The sequence below is a fragment of the Staphylococcus sp. TCBT05 genome (assembly GCF_055179755.1).
Genome location: NZ_JBUQDQ010000005.1, coordinates 921,662 through 940,000, shown reverse-complemented (window position 1 = coordinate 940,000; position 18,339 = coordinate 921,662). Strand labels below are relative to the sequence as shown.

The 18,339-nt window shown below is 34.6% G+C and carries 17 protein-coding genes; 13 read left to right on the top strand and 4 right to left on the bottom strand.

All coding sequences use genetic code 11. The features are described from left to right. Positions 1–160: 160 nt before the first annotated feature. Positions 161–979, bottom strand: coding sequence for an SDR family oxidoreductase (locus ACY191_RS04160; RefSeq protein WP_229366561.1), 819 nt, complete (start codon positions 977–979; stop codon positions 161–163). 219 nt (positions 980–1,198) lie between these two features. Here ACY191_RS04160 and ACY191_RS04155 point away from each other — a divergent pair, with 219 nt between their 5' ends. The 13 genes from ACY191_RS04155 (at position 1,199) to hisIE (ending at position 15,824) form a co-directional block, all read left to right on the top strand. After that, positions 1,199–2,737, top strand: coding sequence for an AbgT family transporter (locus tag ACY191_RS04155; RefSeq protein ID WP_229366560.1), 1,539 nt, complete (start codon positions 1,199–1,201; stop codon positions 2,735–2,737). 243 nt (positions 2,738–2,980) lie between these two features. Continuing rightward, positions 2,981–4,507 (top strand): exopolyphosphatase, encoded by a 1,527-nt coding sequence (gene ppx, locus ACY191_RS04150; RefSeq protein WP_229366559.1) that lies wholly within the window; start codon positions 2,981–2,983, stop codon positions 4,505–4,507. Positions 4,508–4,573: 66 nt separating this feature from the next. Then, a complete protein-coding gene (locus tag ACY191_RS04145) occupies positions 4,574–6,733 on the top strand; it encodes an RNA degradosome polyphosphate kinase (RefSeq protein WP_229366558.1) in 2,160 nt (719 codons plus the stop codon). A 474-nt stretch (positions 6,734–7,207) separates the two neighbouring features. Next, complete coding sequence (locus ACY191_RS04140) at positions 7,208–8,509, top strand: D-serine ammonia-lyase (protein ID WP_463269907.1); 1,302 nt, start codon at positions 7,208–7,210, stop codon at positions 8,507–8,509. A 402-nt stretch (positions 8,510–8,911) separates the two neighbouring features. Continuing rightward, the gene (locus ACY191_RS04135; protein ID WP_229366556.1) at positions 8,912–9,727 is read left to right on the top strand and encodes an ATP phosphoribosyltransferase regulatory subunit; all 816 of its coding nucleotides are present in this window, start codon (positions 8,912–8,914) and stop codon (positions 9,725–9,727) included. 22 nt (positions 9,728–9,749) lie between these two features. Further along, positions 9,750–10,367: an ATP phosphoribosyltransferase gene (gene hisG, locus ACY191_RS04130; RefSeq protein ID WP_042739214.1), complete on the top strand. Its 618-nt coding sequence runs from the start codon at positions 9,750–9,752 to the stop codon at positions 10,365–10,367. Then, complete coding sequence (gene hisD / locus ACY191_RS04125) at positions 10,357–11,607, top strand: histidinol dehydrogenase (protein WP_405051325.1); 1,251 nt, start codon at positions 10,357–10,359, stop codon at positions 11,605–11,607. The genes hisG and hisD overlap by 11 nt, the downstream gene beginning before the upstream one ends. 6 nt (positions 11,608–11,613) lie before the next feature. Continuing rightward, the gene (locus ACY191_RS04120; RefSeq protein WP_042739212.1) at positions 11,614–12,618 is read left to right on the top strand and encodes a pyridoxal phosphate-dependent aminotransferase; all 1,005 of its coding nucleotides are present in this window, start codon (positions 11,614–11,616) and stop codon (positions 12,616–12,618) included. Then, entirely contained in the window at positions 12,596–13,174 is a 579-nt protein-coding gene (gene hisB, locus ACY191_RS04115; RefSeq protein WP_042739211.1) for an imidazoleglycerol-phosphate dehydratase HisB, read from the top strand. Before ACY191_RS04120 ends, hisB begins: the two co-directional genes overlap by 23 nt. Further along, entirely contained in the window at positions 13,171–13,767 is a 597-nt protein-coding gene (gene hisH / locus ACY191_RS04110) for an imidazole glycerol phosphate synthase subunit HisH (RefSeq protein ID WP_042739210.1), read from the top strand. The genes hisB and hisH overlap by 4 nt, the downstream gene beginning before the upstream one ends. Beyond that, positions 13,742–14,446, top strand: a complete 705-nt coding sequence (gene hisA / locus ACY191_RS04105) for a 1-(5-phosphoribosyl)-5-((5-phosphoribosylamino)methylideneamino)imidazole-4-carboxamide isomerase (protein WP_042739209.1) — start codon at positions 13,742–13,744, stop codon at positions 14,444–14,446. Before hisH ends, hisA begins: the two co-directional genes overlap by 26 nt. Continuing rightward, on the top strand, positions 14,443–15,201 hold the full coding sequence (hisF, locus tag ACY191_RS04100; protein ID WP_107511829.1) for an imidazole glycerol phosphate synthase subunit HisF: 759 nt from the start codon (positions 14,443–14,445) through the stop codon (positions 15,199–15,201). Before hisA ends, hisF begins: the two co-directional genes overlap by 4 nt. Continuing rightward, a complete protein-coding gene (gene hisIE / locus ACY191_RS04095) occupies positions 15,198–15,824 on the top strand; it encodes a bifunctional phosphoribosyl-AMP cyclohydrolase/phosphoribosyl-ATP diphosphatase HisIE (RefSeq protein WP_042739207.1) in 627 nt (208 codons plus the stop codon). Before hisF ends, hisIE begins: the two co-directional genes overlap by 4 nt. A gap of 80 nt (positions 15,825–15,904) precedes the next feature. Here the strand turns inward: hisIE and ACY191_RS04090 are convergent, their stop codons facing one another. The 3 genes from ACY191_RS04090 to ACY191_RS04080 all read right to left on the bottom strand — a co-directional run bounded on the left by ACY191_RS04090 (position 15,905) and on the right by ACY191_RS04080 (position 18,338). Next, positions 15,905–16,810 carry an ABC transporter substrate-binding protein gene (locus tag ACY191_RS04090; RefSeq protein ID WP_229366554.1) on the bottom strand — a complete coding sequence of 302 codons (906 nt, stop codon included), beginning with the start codon at positions 16,808–16,810 and terminating at the stop codon, positions 15,905–15,907. Between the two features lie 236 nt (positions 16,811–17,046). After that, positions 17,047–17,562: a GNAT family N-acetyltransferase gene (locus tag ACY191_RS04085; protein WP_229366553.1), complete on the bottom strand. Its 516-nt coding sequence runs from the start codon at positions 17,560–17,562 to the stop codon at positions 17,047–17,049. 71 nt (positions 17,563–17,633) lie between these two features. Continuing rightward, complete coding sequence (locus ACY191_RS04080) at positions 17,634–18,338, bottom strand: SDR family oxidoreductase (protein ID WP_042740273.1); 705 nt, start codon at positions 18,336–18,338, stop codon at positions 17,634–17,636. Between the last annotated feature and the right edge of the window lies 1 nt (position 18,339).

The following is an 18,339-nucleotide window of genomic DNA, read 5'->3' as shown; positions in this document are numbered from 1 at the left end:
ATAAATATTAAACGTCAATTTCTATTCGAACAATTCCCAATGTGAGGGACTTAAATAGAAATTGACGTTGTTTTATGCTCATTAAAGATTTTGCGCATTCATTAAAATTCATTTCGCTGCTTCAATGATAAGTTTCTATTATTTTTGTTTGATCATGGCGTTATTTAGTAGTGCGTTTCCAATCATCATCACTCAACATTTCACCTGGCCAAGTATACGCCATTACACCACCATCAATTGTGATGGTTTCACCAGTTATAAATGAGCTGTCATCAGAAGCTAAGAAAGTAACTAATTTACCAATCTCTTCTGGTTTACCCAATCGACCTAAAGGCGTTACCCATTTTTGATTTTCTCTAAATGCTTGGCCCGCTTCATCTTCTTTTGTACCAGTCAATTTATCAACTAATGGTGTTTCAATCGTACCTGGTGCGATAGCATTCGCTCTAATATTCTCACGACCATATTCTATCGCAGTTGAACGTGTGAAGTTAATCACCCCACCTTTTGCTGCGTTGTATCCTGAACGATTTAAGTCTGCTGCCTGTCCTGAAAATGAGGCAGTATTAATAATAGATCCACCCTTATCCATCATTAATGGTAATGTGAATTTTGTCATTAAAAAGGTTCCTTTTAAATCTACATTGATGATACTATCAAACACTTCTATTGGATATTCATGAATTCGACCTGCTGCATTATCTATACCAGCATTATTAAAGAGGATATCAATAGTTCCAAATGATGATTTAACCGATTCTGCAAATTGTTCTACGGCATTTGCATCGGAAACATCAACAATATATCCTGACGCTTTATATCCTTTATTATTTATTTCATTTACAACGTCGTGTACCTTGTCTGTTACGTCTACTGCTAGAACATGTGCTCCTTCTGCTGCCATGACTTGAGCAGTTGCTCTGCCAATACCTGTACTTGTACCAGTTAACACCGCAACCTTATTATCTAGTCTTCCCATAGCATATCACTACTCCTCTTCAAATATTTATTCCTTCTTCCCCTTTTATATTGACTATTACCGAAATAGCTTATTTTAAAACGCAACAACATATGCAGCATTTAAAGTCCTTCTCAAAAACACTCGGTTTTTTTCAAATATACAAAATTTTAGAATTTTCATTCTATTTACATAGAAATTTTGTTATACTTTCGTTAACTTATTTGGGAGGTAGATATTATGTCTTCAAACTCAAAAAGGAAAGTGTCACCTATTGATAGATTTTTAAATATTGTTGAACTGATTGGGAACAAGCTACCTGACCCTAGTATTTTGTTCTTTCTTATGTGTGTTGGTTTGGCCGTATTGACCTGGATTGTGTCATTATTTCATGTCACAGTCAAACATCCTGGTACAGGTGATAGGATCGTTATTAAAAGCATATTAAGTAAAGACGGACTTATGATGATTCTCAATGATTCAATTAAAAATTTTTCCGAATTCCCAGCTTTAGGTCTCGTCTTAGCGGTTATGTTAGGTATTGGTGTTGCTGAAAAGACTGGATATTTTGATAAATTAATGGTTCAAGTTGTACATAAAGCACCTAAAAAGTTTATTGTACCGGTCATCATCATAATTGGAATCTTAGGTAATGCTGCTGGAGATGCTGCACCTATTGTCTTACCCCCTCTAACAGCAATGGTATTTATCAAATTGGGTTATCATCCTATTGCTGGATTAGCAATGGCATATGCCTCAGCTATCGGTGGTTTTTCAGCTAACTTTATGATTGGTATGTCTGACGCGTTACTTTATGCTTTTACAAAGCCAGCTACCCAAATCGTCGCGAAAGATGTGCCTGTTAATGTAGCGATGAACTGGTATTTTATCGCGGCAAGCGTCGTCGTGTTATTACCTGCAGTTTATTGGGTTACCATGCGCTTTGTAATTCCTAGACTCGGCACTTATGATGATACTAATGCCGACATCAATGCTGATGATAACAATGACAGCTTAACCAAGGAAGAAAATCGCGCAGTATTTTGGGCTAATATAAGTTTCTTCATTGTTATACTGGTTATCATATTATGCGCTATACCTGAGCATAGCTTTTTACGAAATGCGAAAACGGGAAGTTTGCTCAATGATGCACCAATTATTAATGGTGTTGGTTTACTTATCCTTATCCTCTTTTTAGTGCCAGGTTTAGTCTATGGTGTAATGATGAAAGTGTTTAATAGTACAAAGGATTTAGGCAAAATGTTAGCTGATTCAATGGCATCAATGGGATCATTTATCGTCATCGTATTCTTTGCTGCACAATTATTAGCCTTTTTAGAATGGAGTAATTTGGGTGTCATTGTTGCAGTTAAAGGGGCTGCTATTTTACAAGGTCAGAATGGTATAGTGCTTATTCTAGGCATTATTTTATTGAGTGCATTGATTAATTTACTTATTGGAAGTGCTTCAGCAAAATGGGGCATTCTTGCACCAATATTTGTCCCTATGTTAATGCTTGTAGGTTTCCATCCAGCATTCACACAAATGTTATATCGTATCGGTGATTCTATTAGTAACCCAATCACACCAATGATGCCTTACTTGCCATTATTATTATCGTATGCTCAAAAATATGATAAAGATATGAAACTCGGATCTTTATTATCTAGTTTGATGCCATACACCATTATCTTAAGTATCGTTTGGCCATTATTTATGATTGTATGGTATTTACTTGGTTGGCCTTTAGGTCCAGGAGGTCCTCTAAAAATTAAATAACCATTTATATTAGGTCTAACAACTTAATATATGAGAGGCAATAGTTCGTAATATTAAACCAAAACAACCTTGCCTCTCTTTTTCTTTCTTTATAGGATAATTAAGCAAAACACCCCATACTCCCCCTTTGAACAAATCGAATTATATTGCACACAAAACTTTTCAAATCATGTAATATATAATTAACAATTTGGGTAAATATAGTATAGATACTATGATCACCTACTTAACTAGGAGGCAAATATGGAACGAATAGGTTTAATAGATATTGGCTCTAATACAATCAGACTCGTTATCTTTGAATTTGATACTAAGACTGGACTAAATGAATTATTAAATATTAAAACTCCAGCGCGATTAAGCCAATATTTAACAGATGATTTAACGATGAACGATGAAGGCATTAACGTGCTAACAAAGACCTTAAGCAGCTTTAAGAAAGTAGCTAAAAAGTTCAAAGTAAATGAATTACATCCCATTGCAACTGCTGCGATTAGACAATCAAAAAATAGCGAAGAAATTATCGCTTTTATAAAAAAACATTTAGATGTTGAAATGACTATTATTCCAGAAACTGAAGAAGCGTTTTATGGCTTTTATGCAATTACACATACAACCGACATTCAAGATGGTATATCAATAGATATAGGTGGCGGTTCTACCGAAGTAACCTTATTTAAAGATAAGAGTTTAATAGAAGCTCACAGTTTCCCTTTCGGTGTCGTTACCTTAAAGAAAAAGTTCTTCGAAGGTAAGAACCATAATGATAAAAACGCTATTAAAGCAATGGAAAAATATATCGCCAAACAATTCGATCAACTACCATGGTTGAAGGAGCAACACGTTTCGCTCGTAGGTATTGGTGGTTCTGCACGAAACGTAGCACGTATCCACCAGTCAGAACATTCTTATCCAATTGGTGGAGTCCACAACTACAAGATGTCTGAAGAAAATATCGATGAAGTATATTCCATTATCAAGAAAAGTTCTAGAGATGAATTAAAGGATATTGATGGGTTAAGTAGAGATCGTGTCGACATCATCCTACCAGCTGTTTCGGTGTTTAGAACATTATTTAACAAAATAAATGCTACTCAATTCACCTTTTCAAGAAAAGGTTTACGTGAGGGATACGTTATGAAATTAATTAGCGAACGTTATCCAAAGGAATTTAGAAAGGACAATATCCGTAAAGATGCCTTATATCATTTAGCAAATGAGTATGGCATTGAAGAGGAAAGTGCTGAACAACGGGTCAAACTTGCTCACTCTTTACTATCACAATTGATTGATTTCAAAGCGATTGATGTCACAAAAGCAGAACAAAGACTATTCGCTGAGGGTGCGTTTCTGTACTACTTAGGTAGCTTTATCGATTCTGATTCTAGTTCACCACATACGTATTACATTATCGCTAACTCTATGATTGATGGATTTTCACACGAAGAACGCGTCAAACTCGCTTTACTTGCTAGTTTTAAAAATAAATCATTGCTGAAATATTTTAGCAACGAAACAAAATGGTTACACGGTAAAGCCTTTGACAACATCCAATATTTAGGGGGAATCATTAAATTTGTCAATGCTTTAAATATTTCTCATACAAGCTCTGTAGATAAGGTCAACTTAACAGAAGAAGATGGGCAATATACGCTCAACATCTATTATTCTGGTGAGCCAATTTCAGAAGAATATCAAGCACAACGACAAAAGAAACACATCGAGAAAATATTAAAGTCAGACCTTTCAATTATCTTTACAAAATCTTAAAATTCATATGATAAATTATGTTTATCAAAACATGATTTTAGTTTATAACGAGGTGTAATAGTCATTATGCAAAGAAATTTGGGAGAAAAAGATTTGAATTTACCACAATATTATAATAACAGGGAACTCAGTTGGTTAGATTTTAATTATCGTGTATTACAAGAAGCACAAGATAAAAATAATCCCCTACTTGAACAACTGAACTTTATATCAATATTTAGTTCTAATTTAGATGAATTTTTTATGGTTCGTGTTGCCGGCCTACAAGACCAAGTTAAGCTAGGATACGATAAACCTGAAAATAAAGCACAGTTAACACCCAGACAACAACTCAATGAAATTAAGTTGAAGAATAAGCGCTATGTCGACTTACAATATCAACGCTATAACGAACTTGTGAACGAGTTGCGTCAATATCAAGTCGAAATTGTCACACCAGAAGCGCTTGATGATGCGCTATTAGAACAATTGGCAACCGAATTCAAATCAAATATATTACCTACACTAACTCCATTAGGAATTGATGCATATCATCCATTCCCAAAACTCAATAATAAAAGTTTAAATATTTTTGTCGATATCGATACCGATGATGCAATCAATTCTGCTATTGTTCAAATTCCATCATTGATACCTCGTTTTGTATATTTAAACGAAGGTAATAAGCAATATATTATCATGGTTGAAGATATTATCACCTTCTTTATCAATGAATTATTCACTGGATATGAGGTACTCAACACATTTACCTTTAGAATTACACGTAATGCCGATTTATCAATTCATGAAGAAGGCGCCGAAGACTTATTAATTGAGATTGAACGTTTCTTAAAGGAACGTAAGAGTGGTAGTGCTGTACGTTTAGAAGTTGACGGACGTCATGCTGCTTACGAAGATATTGTTTGGATTATGAATCAATTAGATGTGAAAGATGAAGAAGTTTACTTTGTAGATGGACCTTTAGATTTAACTATGCTTTTTGGTTTAGTTGATCATCTATCAAATAAATTAAGTCATCTGACTTATAGAAAGTATGTACCACAATTGCCAAGTTCATTAGGCACACATAATTTATTTGATTTATCTCTAGAACGAGATATCTTTTTCCATCACCCGTATGAATCCTTTGAACCCATTGTTGATTTTATACGTGATGCTGCTGAAGATCCCAATACCATTGCTATTAAACAAACATTATACAGGGTCAGTAAAGACTCGCCAATTATAAATAGTCTTAAAGAAGCTGCTGAAAAAGGGAAACAAGTAACTGTATTGGTTGAATTGAAAGCCCGCTTCGATGAAGAAAACAATGTCCATTGGGCGAGAATGTTAGAAGATGCTGGTTGTCATGTTATTTACGGTATGACTAATTTAAAGACACATAGCAAAATAGCCTTAGTCGTTAAACGTGTAAATAATAAGCTTACTTCTTTCGTTCATCTAGGTACCGGCAACTACAATGATAAAACTGCAAAAATCTATACTGATATGGGGATTATCACTACTGACAAAGAAATTGCTGACGACGCTTTAAAATTCTTTAATTATCTTAGCGGTTATTCGGTTAAACCAGATTATAATAAAATTATCGTTGCACCGTTTGATATCAGAGATGTCTTTATTGATCGAATTGACTGTGAGATTCGAGCACATCGAGAACATGGGAATGGCAAAATTATAATGAAGATGAATTCTCTAACAGACAAAGATATTATTTTAAAATTATTCGAAGCATCTTGTGCAGGTGTTAAAGTCCAATTAATTATACGTGGGATTTGTTGCCTTAAACCAGGTATACCTGGGATTAGTGACAATATTGAAGTTGTCAGTATTGTTGGTCGCTTTTTAGAACATTCTAGAATATATTATTTCCATAATAATGGGGACGAAAAAATTTATCTATCTTCTGCAGATGCGATGACTAGAAACATGATTAAAAGAGTCGAAATCTTGTTCCCTATTGAAGACAAAGTGATCGGTCAAAGATTATTGAACTATATGAACTTACAATTGTCTGATAATCAAAAAGGACGCTTCCAAGATAATGAAGGTCATTACCATTATATACAAAACAATTTATCACCATTAAATTCACAAGCTTATTTAATGAAAGAAGCAATGGAATTTGGCTCAGAACTCAAGGCACAAGCATCAAAGCCAAGCGGTTTGACTGTATCATCCAAAAGTGGCTGGTTTTCTAAATTAAGAAATTCTTTCAAAAAATAATTCAAATCATTAGCATAGTTGTAACTATTGTTATGTTAAATTCATTATACTAACTAAACTATAACAGTCACTCACTTTAACTACAGTGTTTGCTTGTTATAATCCTATAATTGCATGGTGACTATCACGACCAGGTCGTAGACACCCCTTTAAAAAGCTATTCAATAATATTAAATTTTGTAAATATAATAAGTCTGAGGTATCAGCTTAAAAAAATATTACTCAGACAAATGAATTCATCCAAATTATCTAACCAGTAAATGTCTTTAGACACATTTACTGGTTATTTTTTATTATGATATATATTCCAATATCCAATACATATCTCAAAGGACCGATTTTTTTAGAATAACTTTAACTATGTAGCATTTCTTTTCACAGGCGCTCCCCCAGTTACCATTACAAACGCAGCTTATAATTTTGATATAATGATGATAATGATGTTACAAGACAACCCTTACTAGGAGGATGCATATGCTAAATATCGAACAATTACAACAATCAAATCCTTTAATTTCAACATTGCAAACCTATACGCCAACCTTTTGGCATAATCCAAATTACGGTTCAAATAATGAGTTACCTTTTACAATCGAAGATATAGAAGATGCGGCAGCAAGATTAGAGCGTTTTGCGAGTTATATTCGTCACGTCTTCCCAGAGACAGAACCATTAAATGGCATAATAGAATCTCCATTAAAGCAAATTCCAGCAATGCAAGAACAGTTGTCCCATCAATTTGGTGACAACACATATGCCAACCTTTGGTTAAAATGCGATCACGAATTATCAATATCTGGTTCAATTAAAGCGCGTGGCGGTATTTATGAAGTATTAAAATTTGCCGAATCCGTTGCTCAAACAGCTGGTGACTTAACTTATAATGATGACTATAAAATTTTAGCAACAGATACCTATCGTCAACTATTTAAGCAATATAAGATTGCTGTCGGATCAACGGGCAATTTGGGATTAAGTATTGGCATAATGAGTGCTAAGTTAGGTTTTTCCGTTGACGTACATATGTCTAGCGATGCCCGTCAGTGGAAAAAAGACCTTCTTCGTCGATACGGTGTTAACGTCATTGAACATCAATCAGATTATCAATTTGCGGTTGCTGAAGGCCGAAAATTAGCCGCAAGTGACCCAACATGTCATTTCGTAGATGATGAAGGTTCTGCTGATTTATTTTTAGGATATACCGTTGCTGCATTACGATTAAAACAACAACTACAAGATAACCGCATAGTTGTCGATGCCGATCATCCATTATTTGTTTATTTACCTTGTGGTGTCGGTGGCGGTCCCGGAGGCGTTACCTTTGGACTTAAACAAATACTTGGACCACATGTTCATTGTGTATTTGCCGAACCTACACATGCACCTTGTATGTTACTTGGCATGATGACACAACTCCATGATCAAATTGCCGTAACAGATATTGGCTTAGATGGTCGCACAGCTGCAGACGGTTTAGCAGTATCTAGGCCATCCCGTCTAGTAGGTCAAATAATGAATCACTTACTCTTTGGCGTTTTTACTGTTGATGACCAACAAATGTATCGTTATATTTCAATGTTACATCAAACAGAGGATATATTTATTGAGCCTTCAGCCGCTTCTGGGTTCGATGGAATCAGAGCGACGATTAAACAAGCTAAAACACAAGGCATACCTACAGATCAAGCAACACATATTGTATGGTCTACCGGTGGAAATATGGTACCTGAAGATAAAAAGAAACAGTATTTAAATTATGGTGCCAACTTAAGATAAATCTAGCACGCCCTATTTTACATTTATACGTTAAATCACAATCGTTTCAACTAGATAATTCTTTCTAAATACAGTATGCTCATTGCAACGATTAATATTTGCTGTAATCACATTGAATACCTCACATACTCAACAGCTATGTAACAATTGATGTTATATTAACTCGACATCATTTTGTTTACATGGCTATTTTTTTATAGTTTAACAGCCTACACTACCCCCGTTTTCACATTCTAAAACTGGGGTATTTCAATACTATAATCTACATTCTCAATAAATTAGGCTTTTGAAATTTTATTATTTTCAGAATATTTATTGAATTAAAAAATCAACTATGTTACAGTATATTTTATCATTACACTTTAGTTCGGTAGAGAGTAAAAGTAAAAAGGTGGTCATAATATGAATACAACTGCATTGATAAAAAACAAAGAATATGAATTGTCATTTTTAAAGCATTTTCAAGATAATGACTTTAATTTAGTAGATTTTAGCTTTATAGAGTCATTGTCGTGGCAATCGTTGACAAAGGACGATTTACAACAAATGACTGAACGTAGTTTTTGGCAACATGATCATCATATTTACGCGCTGCGCAATGATTTTACCGATCAATTATTACGTTATTACAGTAACTATCCACCACAATATCAAAGGGTAGCTTACACAGGACCCATCGTTCGTGACAATGAGGTATACACACAACTAGGAATCGAGCACTATAACCCTACTGTTAGCGATATGCAAGACGATTTTTTAACATTTTACAAATTTATACAAACAACGTTAAACGATGATATAGATTTTGTTATTTTAGGTCACTATCAACTTATAGATTTATTATTATCGGCAAATGAACAAACTCAAGATATCTTAAATTTAATTCAAGAACGCAATATATCTGAATTAACAACACAACTAGGTTCAGCACACCCTGTTGTTCAATTATTAACGACTAAAACAACTGAACAATTAAACTTGTTAAGCCAACTTTTTCCATATGATCACAAAACAATTCAAGCACTGCGTCGTTGGGAACAATGGTTTAAATCGAATGACATCACTAATATACACTTAGACATCACACCACAACCACCACGATCTTATTACAAAGGTGCATTCATGCGTTGCCATCTAAAAAATAATAAATTACAACAGTTAACTGGTGGATTTTATAAAGGTGAATTAGAAGGTTTCGGACTAGGATTTATACTTTAAAGAAAATAAAGGAGAGAAATTTATGCTTACTGTAGCTTTAGCAAAAGGACGCTTATTAAAAAGCTTCATTGCTTATTTATATGAAATAGATGAACAAAAATTAGCAGATGCACTAGAACAAAGAGAGCGCCAATTATTAATTTCTGTAGATGATATACAGTTTGTACTGGTCAAAGGGAGCGATGTACCCATCTATGTAGAACAAGGTGTAGCAGACGTTGGTATTGTGGGGAGCGATATTTTAGAAGAAGGTAATTATACAATTAATAATTTATTAGACTTACCTTTCGGAGAATGTCACTTTGCATTAGCATCCAAACCAGAAACAACTCAATTTAAAAAAGTAGCCACTTCTTATACGAAAACTGCAAAATCATACTTTGAAGCTCAAGGTTTAGATGTTGAATTGGTTAAGCTTTCAGGATCTATTGAGTTGGCATGTTTAGTCGATATGGTGGATGGCATCGTTGATATTGTTCAAACAGGTACGACACTTAAATCTAATGGTTTAGTTGAAAAGGACACGCTAAAAAATATTAACGCAAAACTAATCACCAATAAAGAAGCATATTTTAAAAAATCAAATGAAATTGATACATTTATTCAAACATTGGAGGTGTCACTCATTGATAATAGATAAATCAACTTTTCTCAAAGACTTTTTAAGCCAATCTTCACTTAATGAAGACTTATACCCTGTAGTTAAAGAGATTTGCGACACAGTTAAAGCATCAGGTGATTCAGCTTTAAAAGCTTATAACGCACAAATAGATGGCGTTGAAACAAATGACCTAGCTATCCCATATAGTGATTTAGTAACAGCTTATAACAATATAGATGGAACATTACGTGAAGCACTCACAACAAGCCATGAGCGCATCAAAGCATTTCAAACAACAATAAAGTGGTCAGATAACCAAGGTACAGATGAATGTTATGAAATGTATCATCCTTTAGAACGTGTCGGTGTTTATGTACCGGGCGGTAAAGCGAGTTACCCATCGACGGTATTAATGACAGTAACATTAGCTAAGGTAGCAGGTGTAGAAGATATTACTGTGGTCACACCACCACAACAACATGGACTTTCTGATGCTGTACTTGCCGCATGCTATATCGCAGGCGCCGACAATGTCTATCAAGTGGGTGGCGCTCAAAGTATTGCTGCACTCGCTTATGGTACCGAAACGATACCTAAAGTCGATAAAATTGTAGGACCAGGTAATCAATATGTTGCATATGCTAAGAAATATCTCTACGGACAAGTAGGAATCGATCAAATAGCTGGACCAAGTGAAATCGCCTTAATCATTGATGACACTGCAGATTTAAATGCCATCACGTATGATGTCTTTGCCCAAGCCGAACATGATGAATTGGCTAGAACGTTTGTTATCAGTGAAGATCGTGACGTCTTAGAACGTTTGGAAAGTAATATACAAGAACAATTACGTACAATTGAGCGTCAGCCTATTGTAGAAGCTAGTTTGCAAAACAATCACTTTTTAATAGCTGTAGCAAATCAAGACGAAGCAAGCGACGTCATGAATCAAATAGCACCAGAACACGCTTCTATACAAACTAGAAACCCAGAAGCATATTTAAATAAAGTACGTTATGTCGGAGCATTATTCTTAGGGTATTATTCACCTGAGGTCATTGGAGATTATGTAGCTGGACCAAGTCATGTCTTACCAACAAATCAAACAGCTCGTTTTACAAATGGATTATCTGTAAATGATTTCTTAACACGTCATTCAGTAATTAATTTATCAGAAAAGTCATTCAATCAGATTGAAGACGCAGCACGAACTCTAGCACATACTGAAGCGTTATATAACCACGAACAATCTGTACAAGTTCGTACGACAAAGGAGTAACAGATAATGATTAGAATAAACAAAAATGAAAGTCCCCTGCGCCCATTATCAAATGAGCAGCTTGCCGATATTATACAACAAGCCACATTTAATTTTTATCCTGATGATGAATATAATCGATTTAAGACTGCTTATGCTAAATATTTTAACCTTAAGCCAACACAAATTACAGCTGGTAATGGTTCAGATGAATTGATACAAAAGCTAATGCTCATCATGCCTGATGGTCCTGTATTAACACTTAACCCCGACTTCTTTATGTATCAAGCATATGCAGGACAAGTAAATAGACCTATTGAATTTGTAGATGCTGAAGATGATTTAACATTTAATTTAGACACAATTTTACAACGTATTGATGATGTACGACCGGCATTCTTCATCATGAGTAATCCTCATAATCCGACAGGTCATCAATATTCATTACCATTTCTAACAGCTATAGCAGATAAGATGAAAGCGATTGGAGGCTATTTCGTAATCGATGAAGCTTATTTGGACTTTGGCGAAGCTTATGAGATTGATTTAGCACCACATATACTTCAAATGCGTACATTGTCTAAAGCATTTGGTATTGCAGGGTTACGATTAGGTGTGTTAATTGGTACAGAAGAAACCATCCAACGCATACAACGCATTGAACATCCTTATCCATTAAATACAATCACCTTATATATTGCTATATATATGTTTGAACATGAAAAGATGACTGCTAGCTTTATTGAAGAACAACGCCGTCTAGCTATCAAGTTACGTAATATTTTTGAAAGTAAAGTCTCAGATATCATCAAAATTTACCCTTCTGCGACAAACTTTGTATTAACTAAAGGTGAAGCTGCACATAGCTTAGGCAAATATATACAAGAACATGGTTTCTTACCTCGTTTATATGATGAACCGAATATGGCAGACTATGTTCGCTATTCTATAGCAACTGACGAGCAATTAGATCAGTTAGCAGAAATTATTAAAAACTGGAGGATTCAATATGACTTATCAAAAGAAGCGTAATACGGCAGAAACGCAATTAAATATCACGCTTGCCAATGATGCTAGCGAAAGTAATATCAATACAGGTGTTGGCTTTTTAGACCATATGTTGACCCTCTTTAGCTTTCATAGTCAGCTATCTTTACAAATTGAAGCAAATGGTGATACCGAAGTTGATGACCACCATGTAACAGAAGATATTGGCATTGTTTTAGGTCAATTACTGTTAGAAATGGTTAAAGATCGTACAAGTTTCAAACGCTACGGTCACAGCTATATCCCTATGGATGAAACACTATCACGTACCGTTGTCGATATTAGCGGTCGCCCCTATTTGTCATTTAATGCCGAATTTAGTAAAGAAAAAGTCGGAACTTTCGATACTGAATTAGTAGAAGAATTCTTCCACGCGTTAGTTATTAACGCACGTCTTACCACGCATATTGATTTATTACGTGGTGGCAATACACATCACGAAATCGAAAGTATTTTCAAATCATTCGCAAGAGCACTTAAAGAGGCATTATCACAGAATGATTATGACGGTGTACCTTCGTCTAAGGGTGTGATTGAATGATTGCTATTATAGATTATGGTTTGGGAAATATTCGCAATGTACAACGTGCAGTGAAACACTTGGGTTATGATGCTATTTTAACTGACAAGCAAAGTGAAATTGAGGCTGCTGAATTAGTTATCCTTCCTGGTGTAGGACACTTTAAAGATGCAATGCGTGCAATCGAAGAACGTGGCTTAGATGCTATTTTAAAAGCAATTCACGACAAACCTATTATCGGTATTTGTTTAGGTATGCAACTATTATTCGATTGGAGCGCAGAAGGCGATGTTGCAGGTTTGAAGTTAATCCCTGGAAAAATCGTACCTATTGATACACCTTATCCCGTTCCTCACTTGGGGTGGAATAACCTCGTCAGCAATCAACAACAATTGACACATGATGTATATTTTGTACATTCTTACCAAGCAGAAATGTCACAATTTGTAGTTGCTTATGCAGAATACGGTGCACAAATACCTGCAATTGTTCAACATAGACATTATATTGGTATTCAATTTCATCCTGAAAAAAGCGGTGAAAATGGACTAGCAATACTAAACCAAGCTCTGAAAGGCGGATTCTTAAATGATCAAATTATGGCCAGCAATTGATTTAATCAATGCTACAAGCGTGAGATTGACAGAGGGAAAATATGACTCAGAAGAAAAAATGGCACGTACTGCTGAAGAAAGTATACAGTTTTACAATCAATTTCAGTGTGTTGATCGAATTCATATTGTCGATTTAATCGGTGCAAAAAAGCAATCTTCTATAGAGCAAGATTATATTAAAACATTAAAAAATTTAACTGACAAACCGATGGAAGTTGGCGGCGGCATCCGTAGCGAAACAACAATACAACAGTATTTTGATGCTAATATCGATTTTTGTATTATTGGTACGAAGGGGATTCAAGATTTAACATGGCTAGCTGATATGGCTCAAAAATATCCAAATCGCTTATATTTGTCAGTCGATGCTTATCGTCGCGAAGTAAAGATTAATGGTTGGGAACAAGACGCTCAATTAGATTTATTTGATTTAGTTGAACAAATCAATCACTTACCGCTCGGCGGCATTATATATACTGATATTTCGAAAGATGGGAAGCTATCAGGACCAAACTTTGAAATTACTGGCCAACTTGTAAAAGCTACAGATAAACACGTTGTCGCTTCAGGTGGTATACGTCACCAACAAGACTTAGTCCAACTTGAAACACTAGGTGTTCACGCTGCAATTGTAGGTAAAGCAGCACATGATCCAAATTTCTGGGAGGGATTATCATGATCAAGAAACGTATTATCCCTTGTCTTGATGTCAAAGATGGGCGTGTAGTAAAAGGTATTCAATTTAAAGGATTGCGCGATATTGGTAATCCTGTAGATTATGCGCTTTATTATAATGAACAAGGTGCTGATGAGTTAGTATTTCTTGATATTTCACGAACTGAGGCAGGTCATGACCTTGTACTAGATGTTATTGAAGAAACCGCCGAAAAATTATTTATTCCACTTACTGTTGGCGGTGGTATATCAACTTTAGACGATATTTCGAAATTATTAAATCACGGTGCAGATAAGGTATCATTAAATTCAAGCGCTTTAAAGAACCCACAATTTATTAAAGAAGCCAGTGAAAAATTTGGAAGCCAATGTATTTGTATCGCAATTGATAGTAACTATGATAGTGAATTAGAAGATTACTTTTGCTATACACATGGTGGCAAACAACGTACTGATGTCAGAGTATATGATTGGGTTCAACAAGTAGAGGCTCTTGGTGCAGGCGAACTGCTAATCACCAGTATGACACATGATGGTATGAAACAAGGCTTTGATGTCTCACATTTACACGCCATTGAATCATTGGTCAATATTCCAATCATTGCTTCAGGTGGTGGCGGAAATCCAGACCACTTTGTGGATCTCTTTAAACAAACCAATGTATCAGCTGGTCTTGCAGCAAGTATTCTGCACGATAAAGAAACAACAGTAAACGAAATAAAGCAAACAATGTCACAAGGAGGTATTCCAGTAAGATGACACAACCTGACTTTTCTAAAGGATTATTACCAGCTATATTACAAGATGTAAACACTAAACAAGTATTGATGTTAGGTTACATGAATGAAGCTGCCTATAACAAAACACTAGAAGATCGTGTGGTATGCTTCTATTCTCGATCAAAAGAGCGCCTTTGGACTAAAGGTGAAACATCAGGTCACACTCAAGAAGTGCGTAATATTTATCTAGATTGTGACCAAGATACGATTTTAATAGACGTAGTGCCAAACGGTCCCACATGTCACACAGGCAGTCAAAGTTGCTTTAACACTGAAGTACCTTATAATGTACAACAATTAGAGCAGACAGTTGATCAAAGTGCAAATGCAGATAAATCAAATTCTTATACACAGTATTTATTGAATGAAGGCCTTGAAAAAATAACCAAAAAATTTGGTGAAGAGGCATTTGAAGTAGTAATTGGTGCGATGAAATCAGATAAAGCAGAAGTAACTAATGAAACAGCAGATTTAATGTACCATCTATTTGTTTTATTACATGCACTAGACATTGACTTTAAAGATGTTGAAGCTGTATTAGCTGAGCGACATAAGAAATCAAATAATTTTAAAGGTGAACGCTCAAACGTTGAGAATTGGTAATAGCTTCACCGATTGAATCTATAAAATAACCGCCATTATCCATCTGTTATTGCTGATGTTTGATAATGGCGGTTTCTTTATTATTTTAATAACTGTTGTTTAAAGTTTTTCGCTTGTTGTTCTACTGAAATAATATCTGCATAAATTGCTTCATCCATGGTGTAGTATGTTACCTGATTATTTTGGACTGCTTTGTTATTTTTCCAAATAGATGATTTTACAAACTCATTATTAGGCTTCTTGCCATTTGCAGTTGGAATGAGTAAGTAATCACCGGCATAGTCGTTAAATTTTTCTTTAGGTACTTTCATATATTTTTCTTTTGGCATAGCTGCTTTAGCATCGGAATCTTCTGCTAGTTTGAATCCCTCATAAATAGCTTCACTACCTCTTCCAAATCTTGGACCAAATTGGTAAATATCTTTCGCTTGTACATCCATTATTGAAAATGTTTTATCCTTCCCAATTTTCTTTTTAATTTCCTTACCATCTTTTGCTAATTTCTTCGATAATGTATTTGCCTGCTGTTGCGCCAATTTCTCTTTATTGACTAATTTCCCTAATTCAACATGTGTTTCTTTATAATCCATATTTTGGACCTTAATTGGAACTGTAGGTGCAATTTTAGCTAATTTTTTATTATTTTTATTTTCCTTATACGTAATAATTAAATCCGGCTTCAATTTTGCTGCTGCTTCTACATCTTCTGGATTAATCTTCTTTACTTTATCCATTTTCAAATATTTAGAATTCGGAAAAACATTAGTAATAGCAATTGGTGTTACACCTAGTTTTTTAAAATTACCGTAATTCGCAGTCAAATCTAACACACGTTTCGGATGTTTCGGTATCTTTACTTTACTACCATCTGATGTAACATATTCCTTACTGTCTGTATCTCCTTTAGTACTTTTACTTTCTTCCGACTTTCCACAAGCTGCTAATAATAATATAAAACACAACATAACACTAATTAATTTTTTCAATATATTACCCTCCCTTATCTATTAACATCAATATTAATAGATAATGATTATCATTTGCAATATGTAATTGATATTATTTTGATAAATTAAAAATAAAGAATAAATATATATCCAATCAACCGAGTAAGACACAGTATCTTAAATAATTTAAAACATAAAGATAGCCAACTCAAAACATGTAAAATTTGAGTTGGCTTTATTATAAAATTTATATTTAAACACCAAAATAACCAATTTTAGTTTGGTTCGAACAAATATACGTCACCAGATGCTTCAAAGTTATCATACTGTGTTTCTCTCAAAAACCCTAAAGATTTTGCTGTTCGAATAGATGGAATATTGTCAGCCTTAGTATGTGCAACAATCCTATTATCTATATGTTGGACTTTCTTAATATATTGTATAAGTGCAAGACAGGCTTCTTTTGTATAGCCTTTTCGCCCATACTCTGGACTTAAACGATATGCCAAATTTAAAACAACATTACCATCTAACCGCTTGTACCTTAGACCACACATGCCTATCATTACTTTCGATTCCTTTTCAATCATTAAACAATAACCAAAATCATACGCTAACCAATGTTTTATCCATTCATTCAACATTTCTTTTGTTTCACTTATCTCTCGATGTGGACCAGCCGGATTATATACGTTTGTTCTAGGATCAGCATGCAATTGATACAACGCTGTTAGATAATCTTCAGTTGGTCTAATCAGCAACAAACGCTTCGTTTCTAGTACAATATTCAAGTTTATTTATATCCCCTTTATTTAGATAGATAGAAATTTAATCATGTTGCTAAAGTGACTTCTTATGAATTCTATACTGGTCTAACAGTAATTTCATTTACATTGACATGACTTGGTTGTTGCAATGCATATATAACTGAAGATGCAATATCTTCAGGATCTAACTTCTTACGTTCGCCCCAATCTGTCTCTCCACTTAATGGTGTATCTACCATTCCAGGTGAAATACTTGTCACTCTCACTCCTGTCTTAGCTAACTCTTTTTCTAAGCCTTGTGTTATAGAATGGACCGCTGCTTTCGTTGCACTATACATCGTACTTTTCTTTGTAACTTCGAAACCAGAAATTGAAGCAATATTAATAATATGCCCCTCTGATTGCTCTAATAATGTCGGTAAAACCGCATTTATTCCATATAATGTACCTTTGACATTAACATCAATCATGGTATCCCATGCAGCCACATTACCTTCAGTAATAGCTGATGATAACATTTGCCCCGCACTATTTACTAATATATCAACACTACCAAATTGTTGTTTTACCTTTGATACAACCGACTCAACCGCTTCTTGTGAGGTAACGTCTAATATTTCTGTAACTACATCTGTTTGAGATAGCTCAGAAACTTGGCCTGCAACCTGTTTAAGGTTAACTTCATTTCGACCTGTTAAGACAACTTTGACACCTTGCTTTGCTAGAGATTTAGCTATACTCGCGCCTATACCACTACTCCCACCTGTAATGATAGCAACTTTATTTGTTAATTCCATAATT

What these genes read in the sequence shown, in the direction of transcription:
- ACY191_RS04160 (WP_229366561.1), bottom strand. Translation starts at nt 979, where the DNA reads ATGGGAAGACTAGATAATAAGGTTGCGGTGTTAACTGGTACAAGTACA.
- ACY191_RS04155 (WP_229366560.1), top strand. Translation starts at nt 1,199, where the DNA reads ATGTCTTCAAACTCAAAAAGGAAAGTGTCACCTATTGATAGATTTTTA.
- ppx (WP_229366559.1), top strand. Translation starts at nt 2,981, where the DNA reads ATGGAACGAATAGGTTTAATAGATATTGGCTCTAATACAATCAGACTC.
- ACY191_RS04145 (WP_229366558.1), top strand. Translation starts at nt 4,574, where the DNA reads ATGCAAAGAAATTTGGGAGAAAAAGATTTGAATTTACCACAATATTAT.
- ACY191_RS04140 (WP_463269907.1), top strand. Translation starts at nt 7,208, where the DNA reads ATGCTAAATATCGAACAATTACAACAATCAAATCCTTTAATTTCAACA.
- ACY191_RS04135 (WP_229366556.1), top strand. Translation starts at nt 8,912, where the DNA reads ATGAATACAACTGCATTGATAAAAAACAAAGAATATGAATTGTCATTT.
- hisG (WP_042739214.1), top strand. Translation starts at nt 9,750, where the DNA reads ATGCTTACTGTAGCTTTAGCAAAAGGACGCTTATTAAAAAGCTTCATT.
- ACY191_RS04120 (WP_042739212.1), top strand. Translation starts at nt 11,614, where the DNA reads ATGATTAGAATAAACAAAAATGAAAGTCCCCTGCGCCCATTATCAAAT.
- hisB (WP_042739211.1), top strand. Translation starts at nt 12,596, where the DNA reads ATGACTTATCAAAAGAAGCGTAATACGGCAGAAACGCAATTAAATATC.
- hisH (WP_042739210.1), top strand. Translation starts at nt 13,171, where the DNA reads ATGATTGCTATTATAGATTATGGTTTGGGAAATATTCGCAATGTACAA.
- hisA (WP_042739209.1), top strand. Translation starts at nt 13,742, where the DNA reads ATGATCAAATTATGGCCAGCAATTGATTTAATCAATGCTACAAGCGTG.
- hisF (WP_107511829.1), top strand. Translation starts at nt 14,443, where the DNA reads ATGATCAAGAAACGTATTATCCCTTGTCTTGATGTCAAAGATGGGCGT.
- hisIE (WP_042739207.1), top strand. Translation starts at nt 15,198, where the DNA reads ATGACACAACCTGACTTTTCTAAAGGATTATTACCAGCTATATTACAA.